General features: G+C 53.9%; 15 protein-coding genes and 1 pseudogene. 7 read left to right on the top strand and 9 right to left on the bottom strand.

The window, feature by feature from the left end; genetic code table 11:
• Window positions 1–7: 7 nt before the first annotated feature.
• Together feoC and F4V61_RS13735 are read left to right on the top strand one after the other, a co-directional pair.
• Window positions 8–244 (top strand): [Fe-S]-dependent transcriptional repressor FeoC, encoded by a 237-nt coding sequence (gene feoC, locus F4V61_RS13740; protein WP_000157592.1) that lies wholly within the window; start codon window positions 8–10, stop codon window positions 242–244.
• Window positions 245–446: 202 nt separating this feature from the next.
• Window positions 447–914 (top strand): annotated as a pseudogene (locus F4V61_RS13735) (Rpn family recombination-promoting nuclease/putative transposase); the annotation flags it as partial.
• Window positions 915–954: 40 nt separating this feature from the next.
• On the opposite strand, the gene bioH reads toward F4V61_RS13735, so the two are convergent.
• Entirely contained in the window at window positions 955–1,725 is a 771-nt protein-coding gene (gene bioH / locus F4V61_RS13730) for a pimeloyl-ACP methyl ester esterase BioH (protein WP_000998134.1), read from the bottom strand.
• A 37-nt stretch (window positions 1,726–1,762) separates the two neighbouring features.
• Between bioH and gntX the strand changes: the two genes are divergently transcribed.
• From gntX to gntT, 3 genes are all read left to right on the top strand, one after another.
• On the top strand, window positions 1,763–2,446 hold the full coding sequence (gene gntX, locus F4V61_RS13725) for a DNA utilization protein GntX (RefSeq protein WP_024132102.1): 684 nt from the start codon (window positions 1,763–1,765) through the stop codon (window positions 2,444–2,446).
• A 58-nt stretch (window positions 2,447–2,504) separates the two neighbouring features.
• Complete coding sequence (gene nfuA, locus F4V61_RS13720) at window positions 2,505–3,080, top strand: Fe-S biogenesis protein NfuA (RefSeq protein WP_000619392.1); 576 nt, start codon at window positions 2,505–2,507, stop codon at window positions 3,078–3,080.
• 376 nt (window positions 3,081–3,456) lie between these two features.
• Window positions 3,457–4,773, top strand: coding sequence for a gluconate transporter (gene gntT, locus F4V61_RS13715; protein ID WP_001131769.1), 1,317 nt, complete (start codon window positions 3,457–3,459; stop codon window positions 4,771–4,773).
• A 130-nt stretch (window positions 4,774–4,903) separates the two neighbouring features.
• On the opposite strand, the gene malQ is transcribed toward gntT, so the two are convergent.
• On the bottom strand, window positions 4,904–6,982 hold the full coding sequence (gene malQ / locus F4V61_RS13710; RefSeq protein ID WP_079835203.1) for a 4-alpha-glucanotransferase: 2,079 nt from the start codon (window positions 6,980–6,982) through the stop codon (window positions 4,904–4,906).
• 9 nt (window positions 6,983–6,991) lie between these two features.
• Window positions 6,992–9,385, bottom strand: a complete 2,394-nt coding sequence (malP, locus tag F4V61_RS13705; protein WP_058819712.1) for a maltodextrin phosphorylase — start codon at window positions 9,383–9,385, stop codon at window positions 6,992–6,994.
• 583 nt (window positions 9,386–9,968) lie between these two features.
• On the opposite strand from malP, the gene malT reads away from it, so the two are divergent.
• On the top strand, window positions 9,969–12,674 hold the full coding sequence (gene malT, locus F4V61_RS13700) for an HTH-type transcriptional regulator MalT (protein WP_058819711.1): 2,706 nt from the start codon (window positions 9,969–9,971) through the stop codon (window positions 12,672–12,674).
• 93 nt (window positions 12,675–12,767) lie between these two features.
• Here the strand turns inward: malT and F4V61_RS13695 are convergent, their stop codons facing one another.
• The 3 genes from F4V61_RS13695 to glpE form a co-directional block, all read right to left on the bottom strand.
• Window positions 12,768–13,526 carry a DeoR/GlpR family transcriptional regulator gene (locus F4V61_RS13695; protein WP_038397466.1) on the bottom strand — a complete coding sequence of 253 codons (759 nt, stop codon included), beginning with the start codon at window positions 13,524–13,526 and terminating at the stop codon, window positions 12,768–12,770.
• Window positions 13,527–13,617: 91 nt separating this feature from the next.
• Window positions 13,618–14,448 carry a rhomboid family intramembrane serine protease GlpG gene (gene glpG, locus F4V61_RS13690; protein WP_012210853.1) on the bottom strand — a complete coding sequence of 277 codons (831 nt, stop codon included), beginning with the start codon at window positions 14,446–14,448 and terminating at the stop codon, window positions 13,618–13,620.
• 75 nt (window positions 14,449–14,523) lie between these two features.
• Window positions 14,524–14,850 (bottom strand): thiosulfate sulfurtransferase GlpE, encoded by a 327-nt coding sequence (glpE, locus tag F4V61_RS13685; protein ID WP_000434525.1) that lies wholly within the window; start codon window positions 14,848–14,850, stop codon window positions 14,524–14,526.
• 198 nt (window positions 14,851–15,048) lie between these two features.
• Between glpE and glpD the strand changes: the two genes are divergently transcribed.
• Window positions 15,049–16,557, top strand: coding sequence for a glycerol-3-phosphate dehydrogenase (gene glpD / locus F4V61_RS13680; RefSeq protein WP_058344947.1), 1,509 nt, complete (start codon window positions 15,049–15,051; stop codon window positions 16,555–16,557).
• 90 nt (window positions 16,558–16,647) lie between these two features.
• Here glpD and glgP read toward each other — a convergent pair whose 3' ends face one another.
• The 3 genes from glgP to glgC are packed head-to-tail and all read right to left on the bottom strand — an operon-like array spanning window position 16,648 to window position 21,843.
• Window positions 16,648–19,095: a glycogen phosphorylase gene (glgP, locus tag F4V61_RS13675; RefSeq protein ID WP_000993429.1), complete on the bottom strand. Its 2,448-nt coding sequence runs from the start codon at window positions 19,093–19,095 to the stop codon at window positions 16,648–16,650.
• A gap of 19 nt (window positions 19,096–19,114) precedes the next feature.
• A complete protein-coding gene (gene glgA, locus F4V61_RS13670; RefSeq protein ID WP_001197625.1) occupies window positions 19,115–20,548 on the bottom strand; it encodes a glycogen synthase GlgA in 1,434 nt (477 codons plus the stop codon).
• Window positions 20,548–21,843, bottom strand: a complete 1,296-nt coding sequence (gene glgC, locus F4V61_RS13665; protein ID WP_000253989.1) for a glucose-1-phosphate adenylyltransferase — start codon at window positions 21,841–21,843, stop codon at window positions 20,548–20,550. The genes glgA and glgC overlap by 1 nt, the downstream gene beginning before the upstream one ends.
• Window positions 21,844–21,852: the final 9 nt, after the last annotated feature.

The raw sequence follows: 21,852 nt of genomic DNA, 5'->3' as shown, positions 1-21,852 counted from the left end.
GCAAAAAATGGCTTCATTGATACAGGTTCGCGATCTACTGGCGCTACGGGGACGCATGGAGGCAACGCAGATAAGCCATACGCTGCGCGCCCCGCAGCCGATGATCGACGCCATGTTGAATCAACTGGAGATCATGGGTAAAGCGGTACGTATCCCGGAAGAGGCGGATGGCTGCCTTTCAGGCAGTTGTAAACGTTGTCCGGAGGGTAAAGCCTGCCTGCGCGAGTGGTGGGTATTGCGTTAACCTTCGCCGGATAGAGACGTTAATGCGTCTTATCCGGTCTTTACCCCGCGTGATGTTGCCCGGTACGCGTCGTGTTGCCGGGGAATTTTGCGTAATGCCTTCCACAAACAGGAAAGCGTTACCGCCGTCCGCATTTATCTCCCTGCGCGCCTCGCAAAAGCAATAATCCCCTGCTGCAATCCCCCTAACAAGCGCGTAGTGTCACGCCATTGAATTTCCTCTGGTCGATATTACGGTCGTGCCGAACGACGAGATTATGCGGCACCACCGCGTCGCGCTGCTGGAGCTCATACAAAAACACATCCGCCAGCGTGACCTGATGGGGCTTGTCGAACAACTGGTCGCCCTGTTGATTAAGGGATACGCTAATGGCACCCAGTTTCAAAGTCTGTTTAATTATATGATGCACACTGACGACGCCGCGTGATTCAACACGTTTATCCGCCAGGTCGCTATACGTATCCCACAGCATAAAGAGAAGATCATGACTATCGCAGAAAGATTACGTCAGGAAGGACACCGTAACGGGCTACAACAAGGCAAGCAGGAAAGCCAGCGGCTCGCCGCATTGCGCATTGCCCGCGCCATGCTGACCGACGGCTTCGATCGCGATACCGTGCTTAGGGTTACCGGGCTAGCGCCTGCCGATCTGACATCTGAAAGCCATTAACCTTTCAGAATAGCCTGTGCCCGGTAACGCCACGCCATATTTACAGCGACGATTTTAGCGCCGCCAGCGCCTGGCAAAACGCCGCCGGATGCGAGATAAACGGCGCATGGGCCGCCTTCACGATGATCTGCGATGTACTGTGCGGCCATAGCGTATCGAGCAAAGGCGCAATCTTACGCGGCACCAGGCCGTCCAGATAACCATACAAACGCAAAAATGGCATGTTCACGCTTTTAAGCGGTTCTCGTAGATCGACTGTTTTTAAGATTTCCAGCCCGCCATTGAGCACCTCTACATCCGGCATAGACTGCGCCAGCACTACGCTTTTTAACGTGCGGGCATCCTGGCGCGCCGTCTCCGTTCCTAACGTTTGCAGCGCCAGAAAGCGCTCCACTGTACGCTCAAAATCGTCGCTAAGTTGCTGCTGGAATCCGGCAAGGACTTCCGGTTTTATTCCCGGCCATCCCTCACGCGCGCTAAAGCACGGCGAAGAGGCGACAGTCACCAGCGCCTGAACGCGTTCAGGGTGTATAAGCGCCATCTGGCTCGCCACCAACCCGCCCAAGCTCCAGCCGAGCCAGATAGCCTGGTCCGGCGCGTTTTTCGCCACCTGCGCCGTCATCTCTTCAAGCGTCATGGCGCCAAACCCCGTGCTACGACCATAGCCCGGCAAATCGATCAGATGCAGCGTAAAATGCGAGCCGAGCTCCTCGCGAATGCAATGCCATACCTCAGCGTTCAATCCCCATCCGTGCAGCAGCACAAGATGACAATTTCCCTCGCCGTAGGTCTGCCACCAGATGTCATTCATCAGTTACTGTTCTCTTTTGCCTAACAAGGATGTACCTATGCTAACAGTACCGGGATTATGCTGGCTATGCCAAATGCCGCTGGCCTTAAGTCACTGGGGGATATGTTCCGTATGCGCGCACGCCGTCCGTCAGAGTATCAGCCTGTGCCCGCAATGCGGATTACCTGCCGCGCATCCTTCACTCCCCTGCGGTCGCTGCCTGCAAAAGCCGCCGCCCTGGCAGCGTCTGGTAAGCGTCAGCGACTATAAACCGCCCTTGAGTTTGCTGGTGCATCAGCTTAAATTTACCCGCCGCAGCGAAATTGCCGCCGCCCTGGCGCGTCTGCTGTTACAAGAGGTACTCCTGGCGCGCCGCAGCGCCGGCTTGCAGCTTCCTGACAGAATCGTCAGCGTTCCGCTCTGGCCGCGCCGACACTGGCGGCGGGGATTTAACCAAAGCGATCTGTTATGCCGACCGTTAGCGCGCTGGCTTGGTTGCGCGTGGAATAGCCAGACCATCACGCGGGTACGGGCGACGGCAACACAACATCATCTCAGCGCCAGGTTACGTAAACGCAATTTGAAAAACGCGTTTCGCCTTGAATTGCCGGTACGGGGTCTCCATATGGTTATTGTGGATGATGTCGTCACTACCGGAAGTACCGTCGCGGAAATCGCGCAACTGCTATTGCGCAGCGGCGCAGCGACTGTCCAGGTATGGTGCCTGTGTCGAACCTTGTAGAGCCTCGATGATGGGCGTATTATAACCAACTAAAATAGTCAACTATTAGGCCATTACTATGATCCGTATTTCCGATGCTGCACAAGCGCACTTTGCCAAACTGCTGGCAAATCAGGAGGAAGGGACGCAAATCCGCGTATTTGTCATTAATCCCGGTACCCCTAACGCGGAGTGCGGCGTTTCTTATTGCCCGCCCGACGCCGTGGAAGCTACTGACACCGCGCTCAAATTCGATCTGCTGACCGCTTATGTCGACGAACTAAGCGCGCCCTATCTGGAAGACGCGGAGATTGATTTCGTGACCGACCAGCTAGGCTCTCAACTCACGTTGAAAGCGCCAAACGCGAAGATGCGCAAAGTAGCCGATGACGCACCGCTGATGGAGCGCGTGGAATATGTCCTGCAATCGCAGATTAACCCACAGTTAGCGGGTCACGGTGGTCGTGTCTCGCTGATGGAAATTACCGATGAAGGCTATGCTATCCTGCAGTTTGGCGGCGGTTGCAACGGTTGCTCTATGGTAGACGTCACGCTGAAAGAAGGGATCGAGAAACAGTTACTGAACGAATTCCCGGAACTGAAAGGGGTTCGCGATCTGACCGAACACCAGCGCGGCGAGCACTCCTACTACTAAGGTTTTACCCGCCTCCATGCCCGATGGCGCTTGCGCTTATCGGGCCTACAGCGTACACCACCGTGGTCCCAATAAGGCGTTTACGCCGCCATCCGGCGCTATCAGCCACATCTCATAACAATGGTCTTTCTTTTCCCCGATAATATGACCTGTGTCTCATAATTTAAATTTTACCTGCCAGGGTCATTTTCAACACCCATATGTTACCCGTATCATTCTTATGGGCACCTAACACACATATAACATCTGACTACGCTCATTCGTTTCAACGTTAATCAGTATTGGTGCTATTGCGACTCTGTTCCCATCGGGGACAACAGGAATTTGTCGTCGAAACAATGACGTTACCCATAACAAAGTAAAGGCCAGGTAAATCATGCCATTAGTCATCGTTGCTATCGGTGTTATCTTGTTACTTCTTCTGATGATCCGCTTCAAAATGAACGGATTTATCGCCCTTGTCCTGGTAGCGCTTGCTGTCGGGTTGATGCAGGGGATGCCGCTGGATAAAGTCATCGGCTCCATCAAAACCGGCGTCGGCGGTACGCTTGGCAGCCTGGCCCTGATTATGGGGTTTGGCGCCATGCTGGGCAAAATGCTTGCCGACTGTGGCGGCGCTCAACGAATTGCCACGACCCTGATCGCGAAATTTGGTAAAAAACATATTCAGTGGGCCGTGGTGTTAACCGGCTTTACCGTCGGCTTCGCCCTGTTCTATGAAGTGGGCTTCGTTCTGATGTTGCCGTTGGTATTCACCATTGCCGCGGCGGCTAATATTCCGTTACTGTACGTCGGCGTGCCGATGGCCGCAGCGCTCTCTGTTACACACGGCTTCCTGCCGCCGCATCCAGGCCCAACCGCGATTGCCACGATTTTCCATGCCGATATGGGTAAAACGCTGCTGTTCGGTACGATTCTGGCGATCCCGACTGTGATTCTTGCCGGCCCGGTTTACGCCCGTTTTCTGAAAGGCATTGATAAGCCGATTCCGGAAGGCCTGTACAGCGCAAAAACCTTTACGGAAGAAGAGATGCCGGGCTTTGGCGTCAGCGTCTGGACATCTCTGGTCCCGGTTATTCTGATGGCGATGCGCGCGATTGCCGAAATGATTCTGCCAAAAGGCCATGCTTTCTTGCCCGTTGCCGAATTCCTGGGCGACCCGGTCATGGCCACGTTGATTGCCGTACTAATTGCGATGTTCACCTTTGGCCTGAACCGCGGACGTTCGATGGATCAGATTAACGATACGCTGGTCTCTTCCATCAAAATTATCGCCATGATGCTGCTGATCATCGGCGGCGGCGGCGCGTTTAAGCAGGTGCTGGTCGATAGCGGCGTGGATAAATACATCGCTTCAATGATGCATGAAACCAATGTCTCGCCGCTGTTTATGGCGTGGTCTATCGCGGCGGTTCTGCGTATTGCTCTGGGCTCCGCGACTGTCGCGGCGATTACCGCAGGCGGCATTGTGGCACCGCTGATCGCGACGACCGGCGTTAGCCCTGAACTGATGGTTATTGCGGTCGGTTCCGGGAGCGTGATTTTCTCTCACGTCAACGATCCGGGCTTCTGGCTGTTCAAGGAGTACTTCAACCTAACCATCGGCGAGACCATTAAATCCTGGTCGATGCTGGAGACCATCATCTCCGTCTGCGGTCTGGTGGGTTGTCTGCTGCTGGGAATGGTGGTGTAACCGAGACGGCTTATAGGCCGGAAAGGCAAAGCCGCCATCCGGCAATATACGCCAGAATTGCCCGATGGCTCTGCGCTTATCAGTCCTACATATTGGCGCCATAAAAAAGCCGGGGAAATCCCCGGCTTTTTTACTTCTTCTTCGCGACCGCTTTTCGGCGTCTGTCCAGATCCTTTATCAGCTTGTTCACACCCTCATCGGCAAACATGGCTTCAAGAGAAACGGACAATTTCCGCCGCCAGTTTTTATACTGGTAGCTGGTGCCCGGCACGTTAACCGGCTCGGCCATATCCAGCCAGTCCTCCGGCTGAAGCCCCAGCAGGCCGCTGTTGCTGTCGGCGATATAGCGCTGAAGTCCGCGATTTAGCGTTGGCGTCATCGACATTAACGATGCCTTATGCCCGGCGCGTTTTGGCAGACAGCCATATTTATGCAGCGCGTCCAATAGCCCCTGTTTCGCCCGCTCGCGATCCTCATACAGCCCGCGCAGAATCACTTCATCCGGATAAAGCCCCAGAGCTTTACCCAACGTCAGGTCACCGCATTCCCAATAGCCGCGCAGCGTGGGGAGATCGTGAGTCGAGGCGACAGCCATCGATTGTTGTGGATACGCGCCCGGCGCGCGGAAGTTTTTCTCAAGGTCATTTTCAAACCACAGCACCTTATAAGAATAGATCCTGCTATCGCGCAGCTTGCCGACAATCTCAACCGGCACCGTCCCCAGATCTTCGCCTATCACCATACAACGATGACGTTGGCTCTCCAGCGCCAGAATAGCCAACAGATCGTCGACCGGATACTGAACATAGGCCCCGCGATCCGCCGTTTCGCCATACGGTATCCACCACAGACGCAGCAACGACATGACATGGTCAATGCGCAGCGCGCCGCAATTTTGCATATTGGCGCGCAGCAGGTCGATAAAGGGCTCATACGCCCTGGCGACCATGATATGCGGGTCCATTGGCGGCAGCCCCCAGTTCTGGCCGAGCGGACCGAGGATATCCGGCGGCGCGCCGACCGAGGCTTTCAGGCAGTACAGCTCCCGGTCGCACCAGGTTTCCGCGCCGCCTTCCGCCACGCCAACCGCCAGATCGCGGTACAGGCCAATCGGCAGCTTAAAACTCTGACAGGTATCCCAGCAGGCGGCGAATTGGCGCCAGGCCAGCCACTGAAGCCAGAGATAAAACTCCACCTCTTCGCGATGCGCTTCGCAAAATTGTTTCACGGCAGGAGAATCTACTGACTGGTATGCCTCCGGCCATACTGGCCAGCCCCAGCGCTGCTCATCCTCTTTCACCTGATACGCGTGCAACGCGTCGAACGCCGCCTGCCAGTAAAGACTCTCCCCTTCGCGGGCGACAAAGTGACAAAACTCCGCCATTTGCGCATCGTCGCGAGCAGCAAACCGCGTCCACGCCATTCGCAGCGCCGTGATTTTCAACGTGGTAACGGTAGCGTAATCCACCCATTGCGCATCGCGCGCCTGTCGCAGCATTTGCTGCGTAGCGGGCATTTGCCACCACGCCTGCGCCTCTTCGCTCAGGCGGAAATCTTCGACGGCGTTGACATCAATATATATCACGTTCAGCCAGCGACGGGACGAAGGGCTGTAGGGACTGGCGCTCACCGGATTCGCCGGATAAAGCGCGTGGATCGGATTCAGGCCGATAAACGCGCCGCCGCGTTTCGCGACATCGACCAGCATCGACTTCAAATCGCCGAAATCGCCAATACCCCAGTTTTTTTCTGAACGCAGGGTATAAAGCTGGATGCAGGCCCCCCACAGTTTTTTCCCTTCCTGCAGCGCCTGCGGCTCATAGCATCGCTGGGGGGCAACGATAATACGACAGTGCGTGCGCTGTTCATCCTGGGTCAATGTCAGGGTGTGATAGCCCTCCGGCAGCGTAGTCGGAAGGTTAAGCTTTTTACCGCCCACTATTCGCCCTTTGTAGTGCGCGCCCTCTTCGGTGGTCAGCAGCCAGGTAAACTCACCGTGTCCCTCTACCGGTAACGTCATTTTTTTACCGGCGGTATAAACTTTTACATTCGGCACAATCGCCTGTGGCCCGGTGGTCGTACCGTGCATCGCCGCCAGCAAACGTCTCCTGGTTTCAGCGCTAACAGACTGCGGTTTGCCATGAGCATTGATGTAACTGGGGCTGATCCCCGCCGCCAGCGCGGCACTATCAAGACGTTTATTATCCATCGCGCTCCCTTAGCGTTTTGCCTGCCAGATACGGGCCTGATAATCGCGAATAGCGCGATCGGAACTGAACATACCGCAGCGTGCGGTATTGAGGATCGCGGCGCGCGTCCACGCCTCCTGATCGCGATACAGCGCATCTACCTGCTTTTGCGCCTCGACATAAGCGGCGAAGTCCGCCATAACCAGGTACGGATCGCCCCCCTGTTTGCCGAGGCTATGCAGCATCTGATCAAAGGCATGTTTGTCGCCGTCGCTATATTTACCGCTTTCCAGCTCTTTCAGCACCGCATCCAGCACCTTGTCTTTTTTACGCCATTTCACCGGATCATAGCCTTTGGCTTTGAGTGCCTTCACCTCTTCCACAGTATGGCCAAAAATAAAGATATTCTCTTCGCCCACCTTCTCAGCGATTTCAACGTTAGCGCCGTCAAGCGTTCCCACCGTCAACGCCCCATTCAGCGCCAGCTTCATGTTGCCGGTGCCGGACGCTTCTTTCCCGGCAGTGGAAATTTGCTCGGAAATATCCGCCGCCGGAATGAGCATTTCCGCCGCCGAGACGCAATAATCCGGCAGGAAAACCACCTTCAGCTTGTCGCCCACCGCCGGGTCGCTATTAATGGCTTCCGCAACCTTATTGATAGCAAAAATGATGTTCTTCGCCAGGTAATAGCCCGGCGCCGCCTTCGCGCCAAACAGGAATACGCGCGGTACGCGGTCAGCCTGTGGGTTTTCGCGGATCTCTTTGTACAGCGCCAGAATATGCAACAGATTCAGATGCTGACGCTTGTACTCGTGCAGGCGTTTGATCTGAATATCAAAAATCGCATGGCTCGAAATCTCAATCCCGGTACGGGCCTGGATAAATTTCACCAGCCGTTCTTTGTTCGCCCGTTTGATATCGCGATACTGCTGGCGGAATGTGGCGTCGTCAGCGTATTTTTCGAGGTTGATCAACTGGTCGAGATCGTTAGCCCATTCTTTTTTCAGCGTTTTATCCAGCAGCGCCGCAAGCTGCGGGTTGCACTGTTTGATCCAGCGACGTGGCGTAATGCCGTTGGTAACGTTGTGGAATTTGTTCGGCCAAAGCTGGTGATATTCCGGGAACAGATCTTTCACGACCAGATCGGAGTGCAACGCCGCCACACCGTTGACCGCAAAACCGCTGACCACGCACATATTGGCCATGCGTACCTGACGGTTATGCACCACCGCCAGTTTTGCCCATACCTGCTTATCGCCAGGCCAGGTGTTATCAACCAGCGTCTTAAAGCGATCGTTAATCTGCTTGATAATCTGCATATGACGCGGCAACAGCGCTTTGATTAACCTCTCGTCCCAGCACTCCAGCGCTTCCGGCATCAGGGTATGGTTGGTGTAGGCGAAAGTGTGGCGGGTAATCGCCCAGGCATCATCCCAGCTCATCTGGTGTTCATCCAGCAATACGCGCAGCAGTTCAGGGATGGCAATTGTCGGGTGGGTATCATTTAGCTGAATGACCTCGTAATCCGCCAGCTCATGCAGTTTGCGTCCGGCCAGATGATGGCGGCGCAGAATATCGGCCACCGAGCAGGCGCACTGGAAGTATTGCTGCATCAGACGCAGTTTTTTACCCGCCGTGTGGTTATCGTTGGGATAAAGCACCTTCGTCAGTTTTTCCGCATCGATACCCTGCTGTTCCGCACGGAGGAAAGCGCCGTCGTTGAATTTGGTCAGATCAAACGGATGCGCGTGGGTCGCCTGCCACAAACGCAGCGGTTGCGCGACGCCGTTACGATAGCCCAGCACCGGCAAATCCCAGGCCTGGCCTGTAATCACAAAGCCCGGCTCCCAGCGTCCTTCTTTGGTGACTTTACCGCCGATCCCAACCTGGACGTCCAGCGCCTCATTATGGCGAAACCACGGATAGCTGCCGCGATGCCAGTCATCTGGCGCTTCCATCTGCTTGCCTTCAACAAATGACTGACGGAACAGCCCATATTGGTAATTCAGGCCATAGCCCGTGGCGGACTGCCCGACGGTCGCCATCGAATCGAGGAAACAAGCGGCCAGGCGCCCCAAGCCGCCGTTGCCGAGCGCCGGATCGATTTCCTCTTCCAGTAGATCGGTCAGATGGATATCGTGCGCTTTCAGCACATCGCTAACGCCCTGATACCACCCCAGATTTAACAGGTTATTTCCCGTCAGGCGGCCAATCAAAAATTCCATCGAAATGTAGTTCACATGACGCTGGCCTTTCGTCGGCTGCGCTACCGGTTGCGCGCTCAGTAATTCCGCCAGCGCGCCGCTAACGGCCTGCCACCACTGACGAGGCGTCATGTCGGACGCCGACAGTAAACCGAAACGCTGCCACTGACGCGTCAGGGCGGCCTGGAATTGATCTTTATTAAAGGTTGGCTGTGACATAGGAAATCCGTCCTCAGGTAATAAAACAACATTGTCGCTAGTTTGCCAGGCTCAATGTTGACCTTCCTCCTCCCGGCAGGGATTAGGCAGGGAGGAGGAGTGGGGATGAGCATAAAAGTGTGATCACCGCCACTTAACCCTGTATAAACGCGCCGACTCCTGCCAGCGATACCCAGTGTTACGCATAATCAAATGAATAAACAGAAATAGCGAAAGGGTATTTTCGAAAGATTATGTGAACGCCGAAATAGTTTCTTACCTGAAATGTTCAGAAACGGGAGATTCACCGACTTAAAATAATTAATTAAACGCCTGGTATCGCCATTGTATTATATCCGTATCATGTTCAGGACATTATTTACTACCGCAAAAATATGGCCTCATCCCAGTTCTGACGCCCGTTTCAACTGTGCCAAACGCTTTTCTAATACCGTTATTTAGAATTGTGACAGAGTGCAAATTCAGACACATAAAAAGTCTGCTTAGCTTGCATTAAAATGCTTTCTGGCCGACCTTGTATTTATTAATTACGAAGCACAAAAAAAATCGCAGTTCCCCCATTCCTCACAGTGAAGTGATTGCTATGTTGATTCCGTCTAAATTAAGTCGTCCGGTTCGTCTCGACCATACCGTGGTTCGTGAGCGGCTGTTGGCTAAACTTTCCGGCGCGAACAATTTCAGGCTCGCCCTGGTAACCAGTCCTGCTGGTTATGGGAAAACCACGCTTGTCTCACAGTGGGCGGCGGGCAAAAATGAATTAGGCTGGTTCTCTCTCGACGAAGGCGATAACCAGCAAGAGCGATTCGCCAGCTACTTAATCGCCGCTATTCAACAGGCCACTGGTGGACACTGCACGACCAGCGAAGCGATGGCGCAAAAACGTCAGTACGCCAGTCTGACTTCTCTCTTCGCTCAGCTCTTTATTGAACTGGCGCAGTGGCATCGCCCGCTTTATCTGGTGATTGACGACTACCATTTGATTACCAATCCGGTGATTCACGATGCGATGCGCTTTTTCTTACGTCATCAGCCGGAAAATTTCACTCTGGTGGTGTTATCGCGTAATTTGCCGCAACTGGGCATCGCTAACCTGCGCGTGCGCGATCAGTTGCTGGAAATCGGTAGCCAGCAGTTGGCTTTTAACCATCAGGAAGCAAAGCAATTTTTTGACCGCCGTCTTTCATCGCCGATTGAAGCCGCTGAGAGCAGCCGAATGTGCGACGATGTTGCCGGTTGGGCGACGGCGCTCCAGCTAATCGCCCTGTCCGCCCGCCAAAATAATCACTCGGCGCACCAGTCCGCCCGGCGACTTGCTGGTATTAACGCCAGCCACCTGTCCGATTATCTGGTGGACGAAGTACTGGATAACGTGGATGTCAGCACCCGACATTTTTTACTTAAAAGCGCGATCTTACGCTCAATGAATGATGCGCTGATCGTACGTGTGACCGGCGAAGAAAACGGCCAGATGCGGCTGGAGGAGATTGAGCGTCAGGGGTTATTCCTGCAACGCATGGACGACACGGGGGAATGGTTCAGCTATCACCCGTTGTTTGGTAGCTTTCTGCGCCAGCGTTGCCAGTGGGAACTGGCGGCGGAACTGCCGGGGATCCACCGCGCAGCCGCGGAAAGCTGGATGGAACAAGGCTTTCCCAGCGAAGCTATTCATCATGCGCTGGCGGCGGGCGATGCGCAAATGCTACGCGATATCCTGCTTAATCATGCATGGAGACTGTTTAATCACAGCGAACTGGCGCTGCTGGAAGAGTCATTAAAAGCGTTGCCGTGGGAAAGCCTGCTGGAAAATCCGCGTCTGGTGTTATTGCAGGCCTGGCTGATGCAAAGCCAACACCGCTATAGCGAAGTGAATACGTTACTGGCGCGCGCTGAGCAAGAGATCAAAGGAGTCATGGACGGCACGCTGCATGCTGAATTTAATGCGCTACGCGCCCAGGTCGCCATCAACGATGGCAATCCGGAAGAAGCGGAGCGGCTGGCAAAGCTGGCGCTGGATGAGCTTCCTCTCGCCTGGTTCTATAGCCGCATCGTCGCAACCTCCGTGCACGGCGAAGTTCTGCACTGTAAAGGCGATCTCAGCCAATCTTTATCGCTGATGCAGCAAACCGAACAAATGGCGCGCCATCATGACGTCTGGCATTACGCGCTGTGGAGCTTAATTCAACAAAGCGAAATTCAGTTCGCCCAGGGATTCCTGCAGGCCGCATGGGAAACGCAGGAGAGAGCCTTCCAGTTGATCAAAGAGCAACATCTGGAACAACTGCCGATGCATGAGTTTCTGGTACGTATCCGCGCGCAATTGCTGTGGGCATGGGCGCGTATTGACGAAGCAGAAGCCTCGGCGCGCAGCGGTATCGCTGTGCTGTCCACCTTCCAGCCGCAACAACAGTTGCAGTGCCTGACGTTACTGGTGCAGTGCTCGCTGGCGCGCGGCGATCTGGATAATGCCCGTAGTCAGCTTAACCGACTGGAAAATTTATTAGGCAATGGTCGTTATCACTGCGACTGGATCTCTAACGCCGATAAGGTGCGAGTCATTTACTGGCAGTTAACCGGCGACAAGAAATCCGCCGCCAACTGGTTACGCCATACGCCAAAACCGGCGTTTGCCAATAACCATTTTCTGCAAGGGCAATGGCGGAATATCGCCCGCGCGCAGATCCTGCTGGGCGAATTCGAGCCTGCGGAAATCGTGCTGGAAGAGTTAAATGAAAACGCCCGTAGCCTGCGCTTAATGAGCGATTTAAACCGCAACCTGCTGTTACTTAATCAGCTTTACTGGCAATCCGGACGTAAAACTGACGCCCAGCGCGTATTGCTTGATGCCTTACAGCTCGCCAACCGCACCGGATTTATCAGCCATTTTGTGATTGAAGGCGAAGCCATGGCGCAACAATTGCGTCAGCTCATCCAGCTCAATACGCTGCCGGAGATGGAGCAGCATCGCGCGCAGCGCATCCTGCGAGAGATTAACCAGCATCACCGACATAAGTTCGCCCATTTTGACGAAGGCTTCGTCGAGCGCCTGCTTAACCATCCTGATGTCCCGGAGCTTATTCGTACCAGCCCGCTCACCCAGCGTGAATGGCAAGTGTTAGGGCTTATCTATTCCGGTTATAGCAACGAACAAATTGCCGGCGAACTGGCGGTGGCGGCGACCACCATTAAAACGCATATACGCAACCTCTACCAGAAGCTTGGCGTCGCGCACCGTCAGGATGCTGTACAGCACGCGCAACAGTTGCTGAAGATGATGGGATACGGGGTGTAAATTACTGCCTGATAGCGCTCGCTTATCAGGCCCACGAGCGCGCGCAGATGGTAGGCCGAATAAGGCGTTCATACCGCCATCCAGCAATCATCTTTAGCACAGCTCTAATTGAATATGGTGGTCGGCGATGACCTGCATCACGCCCGCCGGCGGCAGGGTATCGGTGTAGACCGCATCGACCATACTAATACTGCCCATATTCACCATCGCATTACGCCCAAATTTAGAGTGATCCACCACCAGCATTACGTGGCGCGAATTTTCAATAATCGCGCGCTTGGTGCGTACCTCATGGTAATCAAATTCCAGTAAAGAGCCGTCGCTATCAATACCACTGATGCCCAGAATGCCGAAATCCAGACGGAACTGGGCGATAAAATCCTGTGTCGCTTCGCCAATGATACCGCCATCGCGGCTACGGAGTTCACCGCCGGCCAGGATAATACGAAAATCCTCTTTCGCCATTAACGTGTTCGCTACGTTCAGATTGTTGGTGACGATCCGCAAATTACTGTGCCCTAACAGGGCGTGCGCTACGGCTTCCGGCGTCGTGCCGATATCAATAAACAGCGTTGAACCATTGGGGATCTGGGTTGCGACTTTACGAGCGATACGCTCTTTTTCTTCCGTTTGCGTCGCTTTACGATCGTGCCACGGCGTGTTCACCGAACTGGAGGGCAACGCCGCGCCGCCGTGGTGGCGCAAAATTATATTCTGTTCCGCCAGATCGTTAAGATCCCGACGAATGGTTTGCGGGCTGACAGAAAAATGCTCTACCAGCTCTTCCGTGCTGACGTACCCCTGTTTTTTTACCAGTTCAATGATCGCGTCATGCCGTTGTGTTTGTTTCATGAATAATCTCTGAAAGTAACCAACCTTGCGCCGGATAACGGTATCCCCTATCCGGCCTGGAAAAATATCCCGACCACCGGCCGGATACGCCTCAAGTTCGTTTTCGCGCATTCAGCGTATCAACAAAGGCCATCGCTAAACCGACGATAAGCCCGGCGATGTGCGCGCCGTTCGCCATAGACATGCCAAACCAGTCAAGCCAACCAGCAACTATCCACAATAACGCAAAAATAATTAAGCCGCGCTGGAGGTAAATCCCGCTCTGCGGATCGCGTTCTCCGCGCAGCCACACGTAGCCCATCAGCGCATAGACGACGCCGGACAGCCCGCCAAACCACGGGCCGCTAAATTTCTGCTGTACATAGCCGCTTAGCAGCGCGCTTATCACCGTAATGACGATTAATTTACCGCTGCCCAGGCGCTTCTCTACCGCCCCGCCGAGATACCACCACCACAGCAGGTTAAAAAGAATATGCATCAGTGAGAAGTGCATAAAGATATGGGTGAAGTAGCGCCAGAATTCAAATTTTAAGGCTGGATCGAACGGCCACGCCAGCCAAACCATCACCGTCTGGTCGCCAACGAGATTCATCGCGATATAGACCAGCACGCAGGCGACCATCACGGTCCAGGTAACGGGACCGGCTCTTTCACGCAGCGTGGCGAGAAAAGGAAAACGGCGGTAGCGCAGCCCGCTGTTAGTCTGTCCGGACTGCCAGCTAGCCGCCAGATAGCGCGGATCGCCGGGATTTTCCATAAACCGCGCCAGCTCGGCCCGCACGCGTTCGGCCTGTGATTCATCCGCCAGCCAGATATCGCTTTGATTATGTTGCTGAATAGTAAGAATAACGCCCTGAGTTGCCATGTAATCAACAAATGCCTGCGCCACGCGGGGATTAGCAAAGGAAGTAATCATCAACATTGTTGCTGTCGCTTAGTCCATACAAAAGCAGACAGTATATATACCCTTCTCGTCGGAGGCTGCATCTTTGTGGGATTAAGCGCCATTCGCGACGTCGGCAGGGAAATGGCGATGCCAGGCCTCAAACCCGCCATCAATGCTGTAAACCGCATCATAACCTTGCTGAAGAAGATACTGCGCGGCGCCTTTACTGCTGTTGCCGTGATAACACATCACCATCACGGCGGTATCAAAATCATACTCACGCATAAACGCGCCCAGCGTATCATTGGTCAAATGAAACGCCTGCGGCGCATGTCCCATGGCATAACTTTGCGGATCGCGAATATCTACCAGCACCGCCGCGCCCTGATGCAGCTTCTGATACGCCTCTTCTACAGTGATACATTCAAATTGTTCCATAAATCGCTCTTTCGTTATTGCCTGTGAAACCGATTAAGGCATTTTATCGCCCAGTGTACGTTAGCGGAGTAGCTTAACGCCATAATGTTATACATATCACTCTAAAATGTTTTTTTGATGTTACCAATAGTGCGTTTCTTTGCTACTATGTTCGATAACGAACATTTTTGAACTTTAACGAAAGTGCAAGAGGACAGCATGGAAACCAAAGATCTGATCGTGATAGGTGGGGGCATTAACGGTGCAGGCATCGCGGCTGATGCCGCCGGACGCGGTTTGTCCGTACTCATGCTGGAAGCGCAGGATTTGGCCTGCGCGACCTCTTCCGCCAGTTCTAAACTTATCCACGGTGGCTTACGCTACCTGGAGCACTACGAATTCCGTCTGGTCAGTGAGGCGCTGGCAGAACGTGAAGTGCTGTTGAAAATGGCGCCGCATATCGCCTTCCCGATGCGTTTTCGTCTGCCGCACCGTCCGCATTTACGTCCGGCATGGATGATCCGTATCGGTCTGTTTATGTACGATCACCTGGGCAAGCGTACCAGTTTACCCGGTTCCACCGGTGTGCGGTTTGGCGCAGATTCGGTACTCAAACCTGAAATCGTGCGCGGATTCGAATATTCCGACTGCTGGGTAGACGATGCCCGTCTGGTGCTGGCCAACGCCCAGATGGTAGTACGTAAAAGCGGCGAAGTCCTTACCCGAACTCGCGCAACCGCCGCTCGCCGGGAAAATGGCCTATGGATTGTCGAAGCGGAAGATATCGACACCGGCAAAAAATATGCCTGGCAGGCGCGCGGCCTGGTCAACGCCACCGGGCCGTGGGTCAAACAGTTCTTCGACGAAGGGATGCACCTACCTTCGCCGTATGGCATCCGACTGATCAAAGGCAGCCATATCGTCGTGCCGCGCGTCCATAACCAGAAGCAGGCGTATATTCTACAAAACGAAGATAAACGTATCGTATTTGTCATCCCCTGGATGGAGGAGTTTTCGATCATTGGCACAACCGATGTCGAATATAAAGGCGATCCGAAAGCGGTAAAAATTGAAGAGAGTGAAATTAATTACCTGTTGAAGGTCTATAACGCACACTTCCAAAAGCAACTGGGACGCGATGATATCGTCTGGACGTACTCCGGCGTGCGTCCACTGTGTGATGATGAGTCCGACTCGCCGCAGGCCATCACTCGTGATTACACACTGGATATCCACGATGAAAACGGCAAAGCGCCGCTGCTTTCCGTGTTTGGCGGCAAACTGACGACCTACCGTAAGTTGGCCGAACACGCGATGGAAAAACTGGCGCCCTGGTATCCAGGTATCGGTCCGGCATGGACGAAAACGTGCGTACTGCCCGGCGGCGACATCGACGGCAGCCGCGAAGATTACGCGGCGACGCTGCGCCGTCGTTATCCGTTCCTGACGGAATCGCTGGCTCGCCACTATTCGCGCACTTACGGCAGCAACACGGAGTGGATCCTCGGCGAAGCTGCGTCGCTGCTTGATTTAGGCGAAGATTTCGGTCATGAGTTTTACGAAGCGGAACTCAAGTATCTGGTGGATCACGAATGGGTGCGCCGTACTGAAGACGCTATCTGGCGACGTACCAAAGAAGGCATGTGGCTGACCGCCGAACAGCAATCCCGCATCACCCAGTGGCTAGCGGAGTATATTGGCAAACGCCAGCTTTCACTGGCGTCGTAATAAAATGCCGGATGGCGGCTATTGTCTGATCCGGCCTACCAGAGTGCATAAACGTAAGCCGGGCAAGCGAAGCGCTCCCGGCATCGTGTTTTATAACCGCACCGGATCAATATGCCAGATATTTTCGGCGTACTCTTTAATAGTCCGGTCAGAGGAGAAGTAACCCATATTGGCGATGTTAAGCATCGTTTTCGTCGTCCACTCTTCCGGACAACGATACAATTCATCCACCTTATCCTGGCAGTCCACGTAGCTGCGGTAGTCCGCCAGCACCTGATAGTGATCGCCAAAGTTAATCAGCGAATCCACCAGATCGCGATAACGGCCTGGCTCTTCCGGGTTAAAGACGCCGCTGCCGATCTGCGTCAGTACCTGATGTAGCTCTTCATCTTTTTCATAATAGTCGCGGGGTTTATAACCCTGCCTGCGCAGCGTTTCCACCTCTTCTGCGGTATTACCAAAAATAAAGATATTCTCCTCGCCAACATGCTCCTGCATCTCTACGTTTGCGCCATCCAGCGTACCGATAGTGAGCGCGCCGTTAAGGGCAAATTTCATATTACTGGTCCCGGAGGCCTCCGTTCCAGCCAGCGAAATCTGCTCGGACAGATCGGCGGCCGGAATAATCACCTGCGCCAGGCTAACGCTGTAGTTCGGGATAAACACCACTTTCAGCTTGTCGCCAATCTGTGGATCGTTGTTAATCACTTTCGCCACGTCGTTGATCAAGTGAATGATATGTTTTGCCATGTAATAGGCAGAGGCCGCCTTACCGGCAAAAATATTCACTCGCGGTACCCAGTCGGCCTCCGGATTTTCTTTAATGCGGTTATAGCGGGTGATGACATGCAGTACGTTCATCAACTGACGCTTGTATTCGTGAATACGCTTAATCTGTACATCAAATAACGCTTTGGGGTTTACCACCACATTCAGTTGTTGCGCTATCACCATCGCCAGCCGTTTTTTGTTTTCCAGCTTCGCCTGACGCACCGCATGATTGACCAGCGGATAATCACAGTGCTGCTCCAGTTCGCTGAGCTGACTTAGATCGGTACGCCAAGTGCGACCAATATTCTCATCCAGCACGTCAGAAAGCGGCGGGTTTGCCAGCGCCAGCCAGCGACGCGGCGTAACGCCGTTAGTGACGTTACAAAAACGGGTCGGAAAAATCTTCGCAAAATCCGCGAACAGCGACTGCACCATCAGGTTGGAATGCAGTTCAGAAACGCCGTTAACTTTATGGCTGACCACCACCGCCAACCAGGCCATCCGTACCCGACGTCCGTTCGACTCATCAATAATCGACGCGCGTCCAAGCAGGCTGGTATCGTTGGGATATTGCTCCTGCAGCGTTTTCAGGAAATAGTCGTTAATTTCGAAGATAATCTGCAGGTGACGGGGCAGAATTTTCCCCAACATATCGACCGGCCAGGTTTCCAGCGCCTCGCTCATCAGCGTATGGTTGGTATAAGAGAAGACCTGGCAGCACACCTCAAACGCATCGTCCCAGTTAAATTTATGTTCATCAATCAGCAGGCGCATCAGTTCCGGAATTGACAGCACCGGATGAGTATCGTTGAGGTGAATGGCGATTTTATCCGCCAGATTCGCATAGGTTTTATGCAGGTGATAATGACGGCTCAGGATATCCTGTACCGTCGCCGAGACCAGAAAATACTCCTGGCGCAGGCGCAGTTCGCGTCCGGAATAGGTGGAGTCGTCCGGGTAGAGCACGCGTGATACGTTCTCAGAGTGGTTTTTATCTTCCACCGCCGCAAAGTAGTCGCCCTGGTTGAATTTACCGAGGTTGATTTCACTACTGGCCTGGGCATTCCACAGCCGCAGCGTGTTCGTAGCGTCGGTGTCGTAGCCGGGAATGATCTGATCATAAGCGACAGCAAGAATCTCTTCCGTCTCAATCCAGCGCGCTTTTTTGCCTTCCTGCTGAATGCGCCCGCCAAAACGCACCTTATAGCGCGTATTGTGCCGCTTGAATTCCCATGGGTTGCCATATTCCAGCCAGTAATCCGGAGATTCTTTTTGTCGCCCGTCGACAATATTCTGCTTAAACATGCCGTAGTCGTAGCGAATACCATACCCGCGCCCCGGTAATCCTAGCGTCGCCAGCGAGTCCAGGAAGCAGGCCGCCAGCCTCCCCAAGCCGCCGTTACCAAGTCCCGGGTCATTCTCTTCGTCGATCAGCTCTTCGAGATCTAACCCCATGGCCTCCAGCGCGCCTTTAACATCGTCATAAATGCCCAGCGAAAGCAGCGCATTAGAGAGGGTACGGCCTATCAAAAACTCCATCGACAAATAATAAACCTGTCGGGTTTCCTGTGATAATTGGGCTCGATTAGAACGCAGCCAGCGCTCCACCAAACGATCACGCACCGCGAACAATGTGGCGTTCAGCCATTCATGTTTATTGGCAATGACCGGATCTTTACCAATCGTAAACATCAGCTTATAGGCAATAGAATGCTTAAGCGCCTCAACGCTAAGTGTGGGCGATGCATAAGTAAACGGAGCATTCATATAAATGATTCCTGGATGACTATTTCAAGCGATAGTACAGCTCGCGGTATGATTTCGCGGCAACTTGCCAGCTAAAATCCATCGCCATCGCCTGCCGTTGTACAAACCGCCAAAGCGAAGGCCGTGACCACAACACAAAAGCACGCCGAATCGCGCGTAGCAACGACCAGGCGTTACTGTCTTCGAAGACAAAACCGCTGGCGATACCGTCCGCCAGATTTTCCAGCGAACTGTCGGAGACCGTATCGGCCAACCCCCCGGTACGCCGCACCAGAGGCAGCGTGCCATACTTTAAGCCATATAACTGCGTTAAACCGCACGGTTCGAAACGACTTGGCACCAGAATAATGTCCGCGCCGCCCATAATGCGATGCGAGAAAGCTTCGTGATAGCCGATCTGTACGCCGACCTGCCCTGGGTGTTCCGCCGCCGCCGCGAGGAACCCCTCCTGAAGCACCGGATCGCCCGCGCCGAGCAGCGCCAACTGCCCGCCCTGCTCCAGCAACCCCGGCAACGCCTCCAGCACTAAATCCAGTCCTTTCTGGCTGGTCAGACGGCTTACCACGGCAAACAGCGGCACTTTGTCGTTAACCTTCAATCCCATCGCAATTTGTAACTGGCGCTTGTTTTCTGCCTTCTCTTCCAGGGTATCGCGCGTATAGCGCGATGCCAGCAGCAGATCGGATTCCGGGCTCCAGATCTTTTCATCAACTCCATTAAGGACACCGGACAGACGCCCTTCCAGATGACGCTGGCGCAGCAGGCCTTCCATACCATAAGCAAACTGCGGCTCGGTAATTTCACGCGCATAGGTCGGGCTAACCGCCGTAATATGGTCGGCATAGTACAAACCGGCCTTCAGAAAGGAGATTTGTCCGTTGAACTCCAGCCCATGCATATTAAAGAATGACCACGGCAGTTCTATGTCATCTATATGCTTCGCATAAAACATGCCTTGATAGGCCAGGTTGTGTACGGTAAAGACCGATTTCGCCGGACGCCCGCGCGCCGCCAGATAGGCGGGTGCCAGCCCGGCGTGCCAGTCATGAGCGTGCACCACGTCGGGGCGCCAGAATGGATCAAGTCCGCAGGCCATTTCGCAGCCGACCCACCCTAACAGGGCAAAGCGCAGCACGTTGTCGGTATAGGCATATAAATTCGTATCATGATAGGGGCTGCCCGGACGCTCATACAGATGCGGCGCGTCGATTAGATAAACGCCCACGCCGTTATAATGCCCGAACAGCAGCGATATCTTACCTGCGAAAGTATCGCGGCGGCTCACCACATGCGCGTCGGGAATCCCCCGACGGATATCGGGAAACCCTGGAAGCAAAACGCGAACATCAATACCATCCGCAATTTGTGCCGCTGGCAACGCGCCTATCACATCCGCCAGACCCCCAGTCTTCAGCAGGGGGAACATCTCTGAACATACATGTAAAACCTGCATTATCGCTCCTGTTTGACCTGCAGTTTGCGCAGCATTTCACGCGTGACCAGTACAATACCTTCTTCTGAACGGTAGAAACGACGCGCGTCCTCTTCCGCATTTTCACCAATCACCATGCCTTCCGGGATGATACAGGCACGGTCAATAATACAACGACGTAAACGACAGGAGCGTCCTACCCAAACCTCAGGTAACAACACTGCTGAATCAATATTACAAAAAGAATTTATTCTTACCCGTGGGAAGAGCACAGATTGCACCACTACCGAACCAGAGATAATGCAGCCGCCGGAGACCAGCGAGTTCAGCGTCATACCGTGGCTACCGGAGCGGTCCTGCACGAATTTCGCAGGCGGTAGCGATTCCATATGCGTACGGATAGGCCAGTTCTGGTCATACATATCCAGCTCCGGCGTCACCGAGGCTAAATCCAGATTCGCTTTCCAGTACGCTTCCAGCGTACCTACATCACGCCAGTACGGTTCGGCGTCCGGATCGGACTGCACGCAGGAGAGCGGGAAAGGATGCGCGTAAGCCATGCCTTCGCGGGTAATTTTCGGGATAATGTCTTTACCGAAATCGTGGCTGGACGCGTCATCTTTATCGTCTGCCGCCAGTAATTCATACAGATAATCGGCGTCAAAAACGTAAATGCCCATACTGGCCAGCGCCTTGCTATCGTCGCCAGGCATCGCGGGAGGATTCGCCGGTTTTTCAACAAAATCAATAATTTTTTCGCTTTCATCTACCGCCATCACGCCGAACGCGGTCGCTTCTTTGATCGGCACCGGCATACAGGCCACCGTGCAACGCGCGCCCTTTTCAACGTGATCGATCAACATGCGTGAGTAGTCCTGCTTGTAGATATGATCGCCCGCCAGGATGACGACATACTCCGCTTTATAACGACGAATAATGTCCAGGTTCTGGGTAACGGCGTCCGCCGTACCGCGATACCAGTTTTCGCCCTGCATTCTCTGTTGAGCTGGCAGCAGGTCGACAAATTCGTTCATCTCTTCGCTAAACAGTGACCAGCCGCGTTGGATATGCTGTACCAGCGTGTGAGACTGATACTGAGTGATCACGCCAATACGGCGAATTCCGGAGTTCAGACAATTGGATAAGGCAAAATCGATGATACGGAACTTCCCGCCAAAGTGAACGGCTGGCTTGGCGCGTTTGTTTGTTAAATCTTTTAGGCGCGTACCGCGGCCGCCGGCCAGGATTAGGGCAACAGATTTCAGTGGCAGCTGGCGCGCCAACATTAAACGATCGTTCTTCTCTAAACTCACCATGATTAACTC

This window comes from Salmonella enterica subsp. arizonae (assembly GCF_008692845.1).
Classification (GTDB): domain Bacteria; phylum Pseudomonadota; class Gammaproteobacteria; order Enterobacterales; family Enterobacteriaceae; genus Salmonella; species Salmonella arizonae.
Note: the sequence above shows the minus strand (reverse complement) of the source record. Positions and strands in the feature narration are given on the sequence as shown.

What these genes read in the sequence shown, in the direction of transcription:
- feoC (WP_000157592.1), top strand. Translation starts at nt 8, where the DNA reads ATGGCTTCATTGATACAGGTTCGCGATCTACTGGCGCTACGGGGACGC.
- gntT (WP_001131769.1), top strand. Translation starts at nt 3,457, where the DNA reads ATGCCATTAGTCATCGTTGCTATCGGTGTTATCTTGTTACTTCTTCTG.
- glpG (WP_012210853.1), bottom strand. Translation starts at nt 14,448, where the DNA reads ATGTTGATGATTACTTCCTTTGCTAATCCCCGCGTGGCGCAGGCATTT.
- gntX (WP_024132102.1), top strand. Translation starts at nt 1,763, where the DNA reads ATGCTAACAGTACCGGGATTATGCTGGCTATGCCAAATGCCGCTGGCC.
- glgA (WP_001197625.1), bottom strand. Translation starts at nt 20,548, where the DNA reads ATGCAGGTTTTACATGTATGTTCAGAGATGTTCCCCCTGCTGAAGACT.
- bioH (WP_000998134.1), bottom strand. Translation starts at nt 1,725, where the DNA reads ATGAATGACATCTGGTGGCAGACCTACGGCGAGGGAAATTGTCATCTT.
- glgC (WP_000253989.1), bottom strand. Translation starts at nt 21,843, where the DNA reads ATGGTGAGTTTAGAGAAGAACGATCGTTTAATGTTGGCGCGCCAGCTG.
- glpE (WP_000434525.1), bottom strand. Translation starts at nt 14,850, where the DNA reads ATGGAACAATTTGAATGTATCACTGTAGAAGAGGCGTATCAGAAGCTG.
- glgP (WP_000993429.1), bottom strand. Translation starts at nt 19,095, where the DNA reads ATGAATGCTCCGTTTACTTATGCATCGCCCACACTTAGCGTTGAGGCG.
- nfuA (WP_000619392.1), top strand. Translation starts at nt 2,505, where the DNA reads ATGATCCGTATTTCCGATGCTGCACAAGCGCACTTTGCCAAACTGCTG.
- glpD (WP_058344947.1), top strand. Translation starts at nt 15,049, where the DNA reads ATGGAAACCAAAGATCTGATCGTGATAGGTGGGGGCATTAACGGTGCA.
- malP (WP_058819712.1), bottom strand. Translation starts at nt 9,385, where the DNA reads ATGTCACAGCCAACCTTTAATAAAGATCAATTCCAGGCCGCCCTGACG.
- F4V61_RS13695 (WP_038397466.1), bottom strand. Translation starts at nt 13,526, where the DNA reads ATGAAACAAACACAACGGCATGACGCGATCATTGAACTGGTAAAAAAA.
- malQ (WP_079835203.1), bottom strand. Translation starts at nt 6,982, where the DNA reads ATGGATAATAAACGTCTTGATAGTGCCGCGCTGGCGGCGGGGATCAGC.
- malT (WP_058819711.1), top strand. Translation starts at nt 9,969, where the DNA reads ATGTTGATTCCGTCTAAATTAAGTCGTCCGGTTCGTCTCGACCATACC.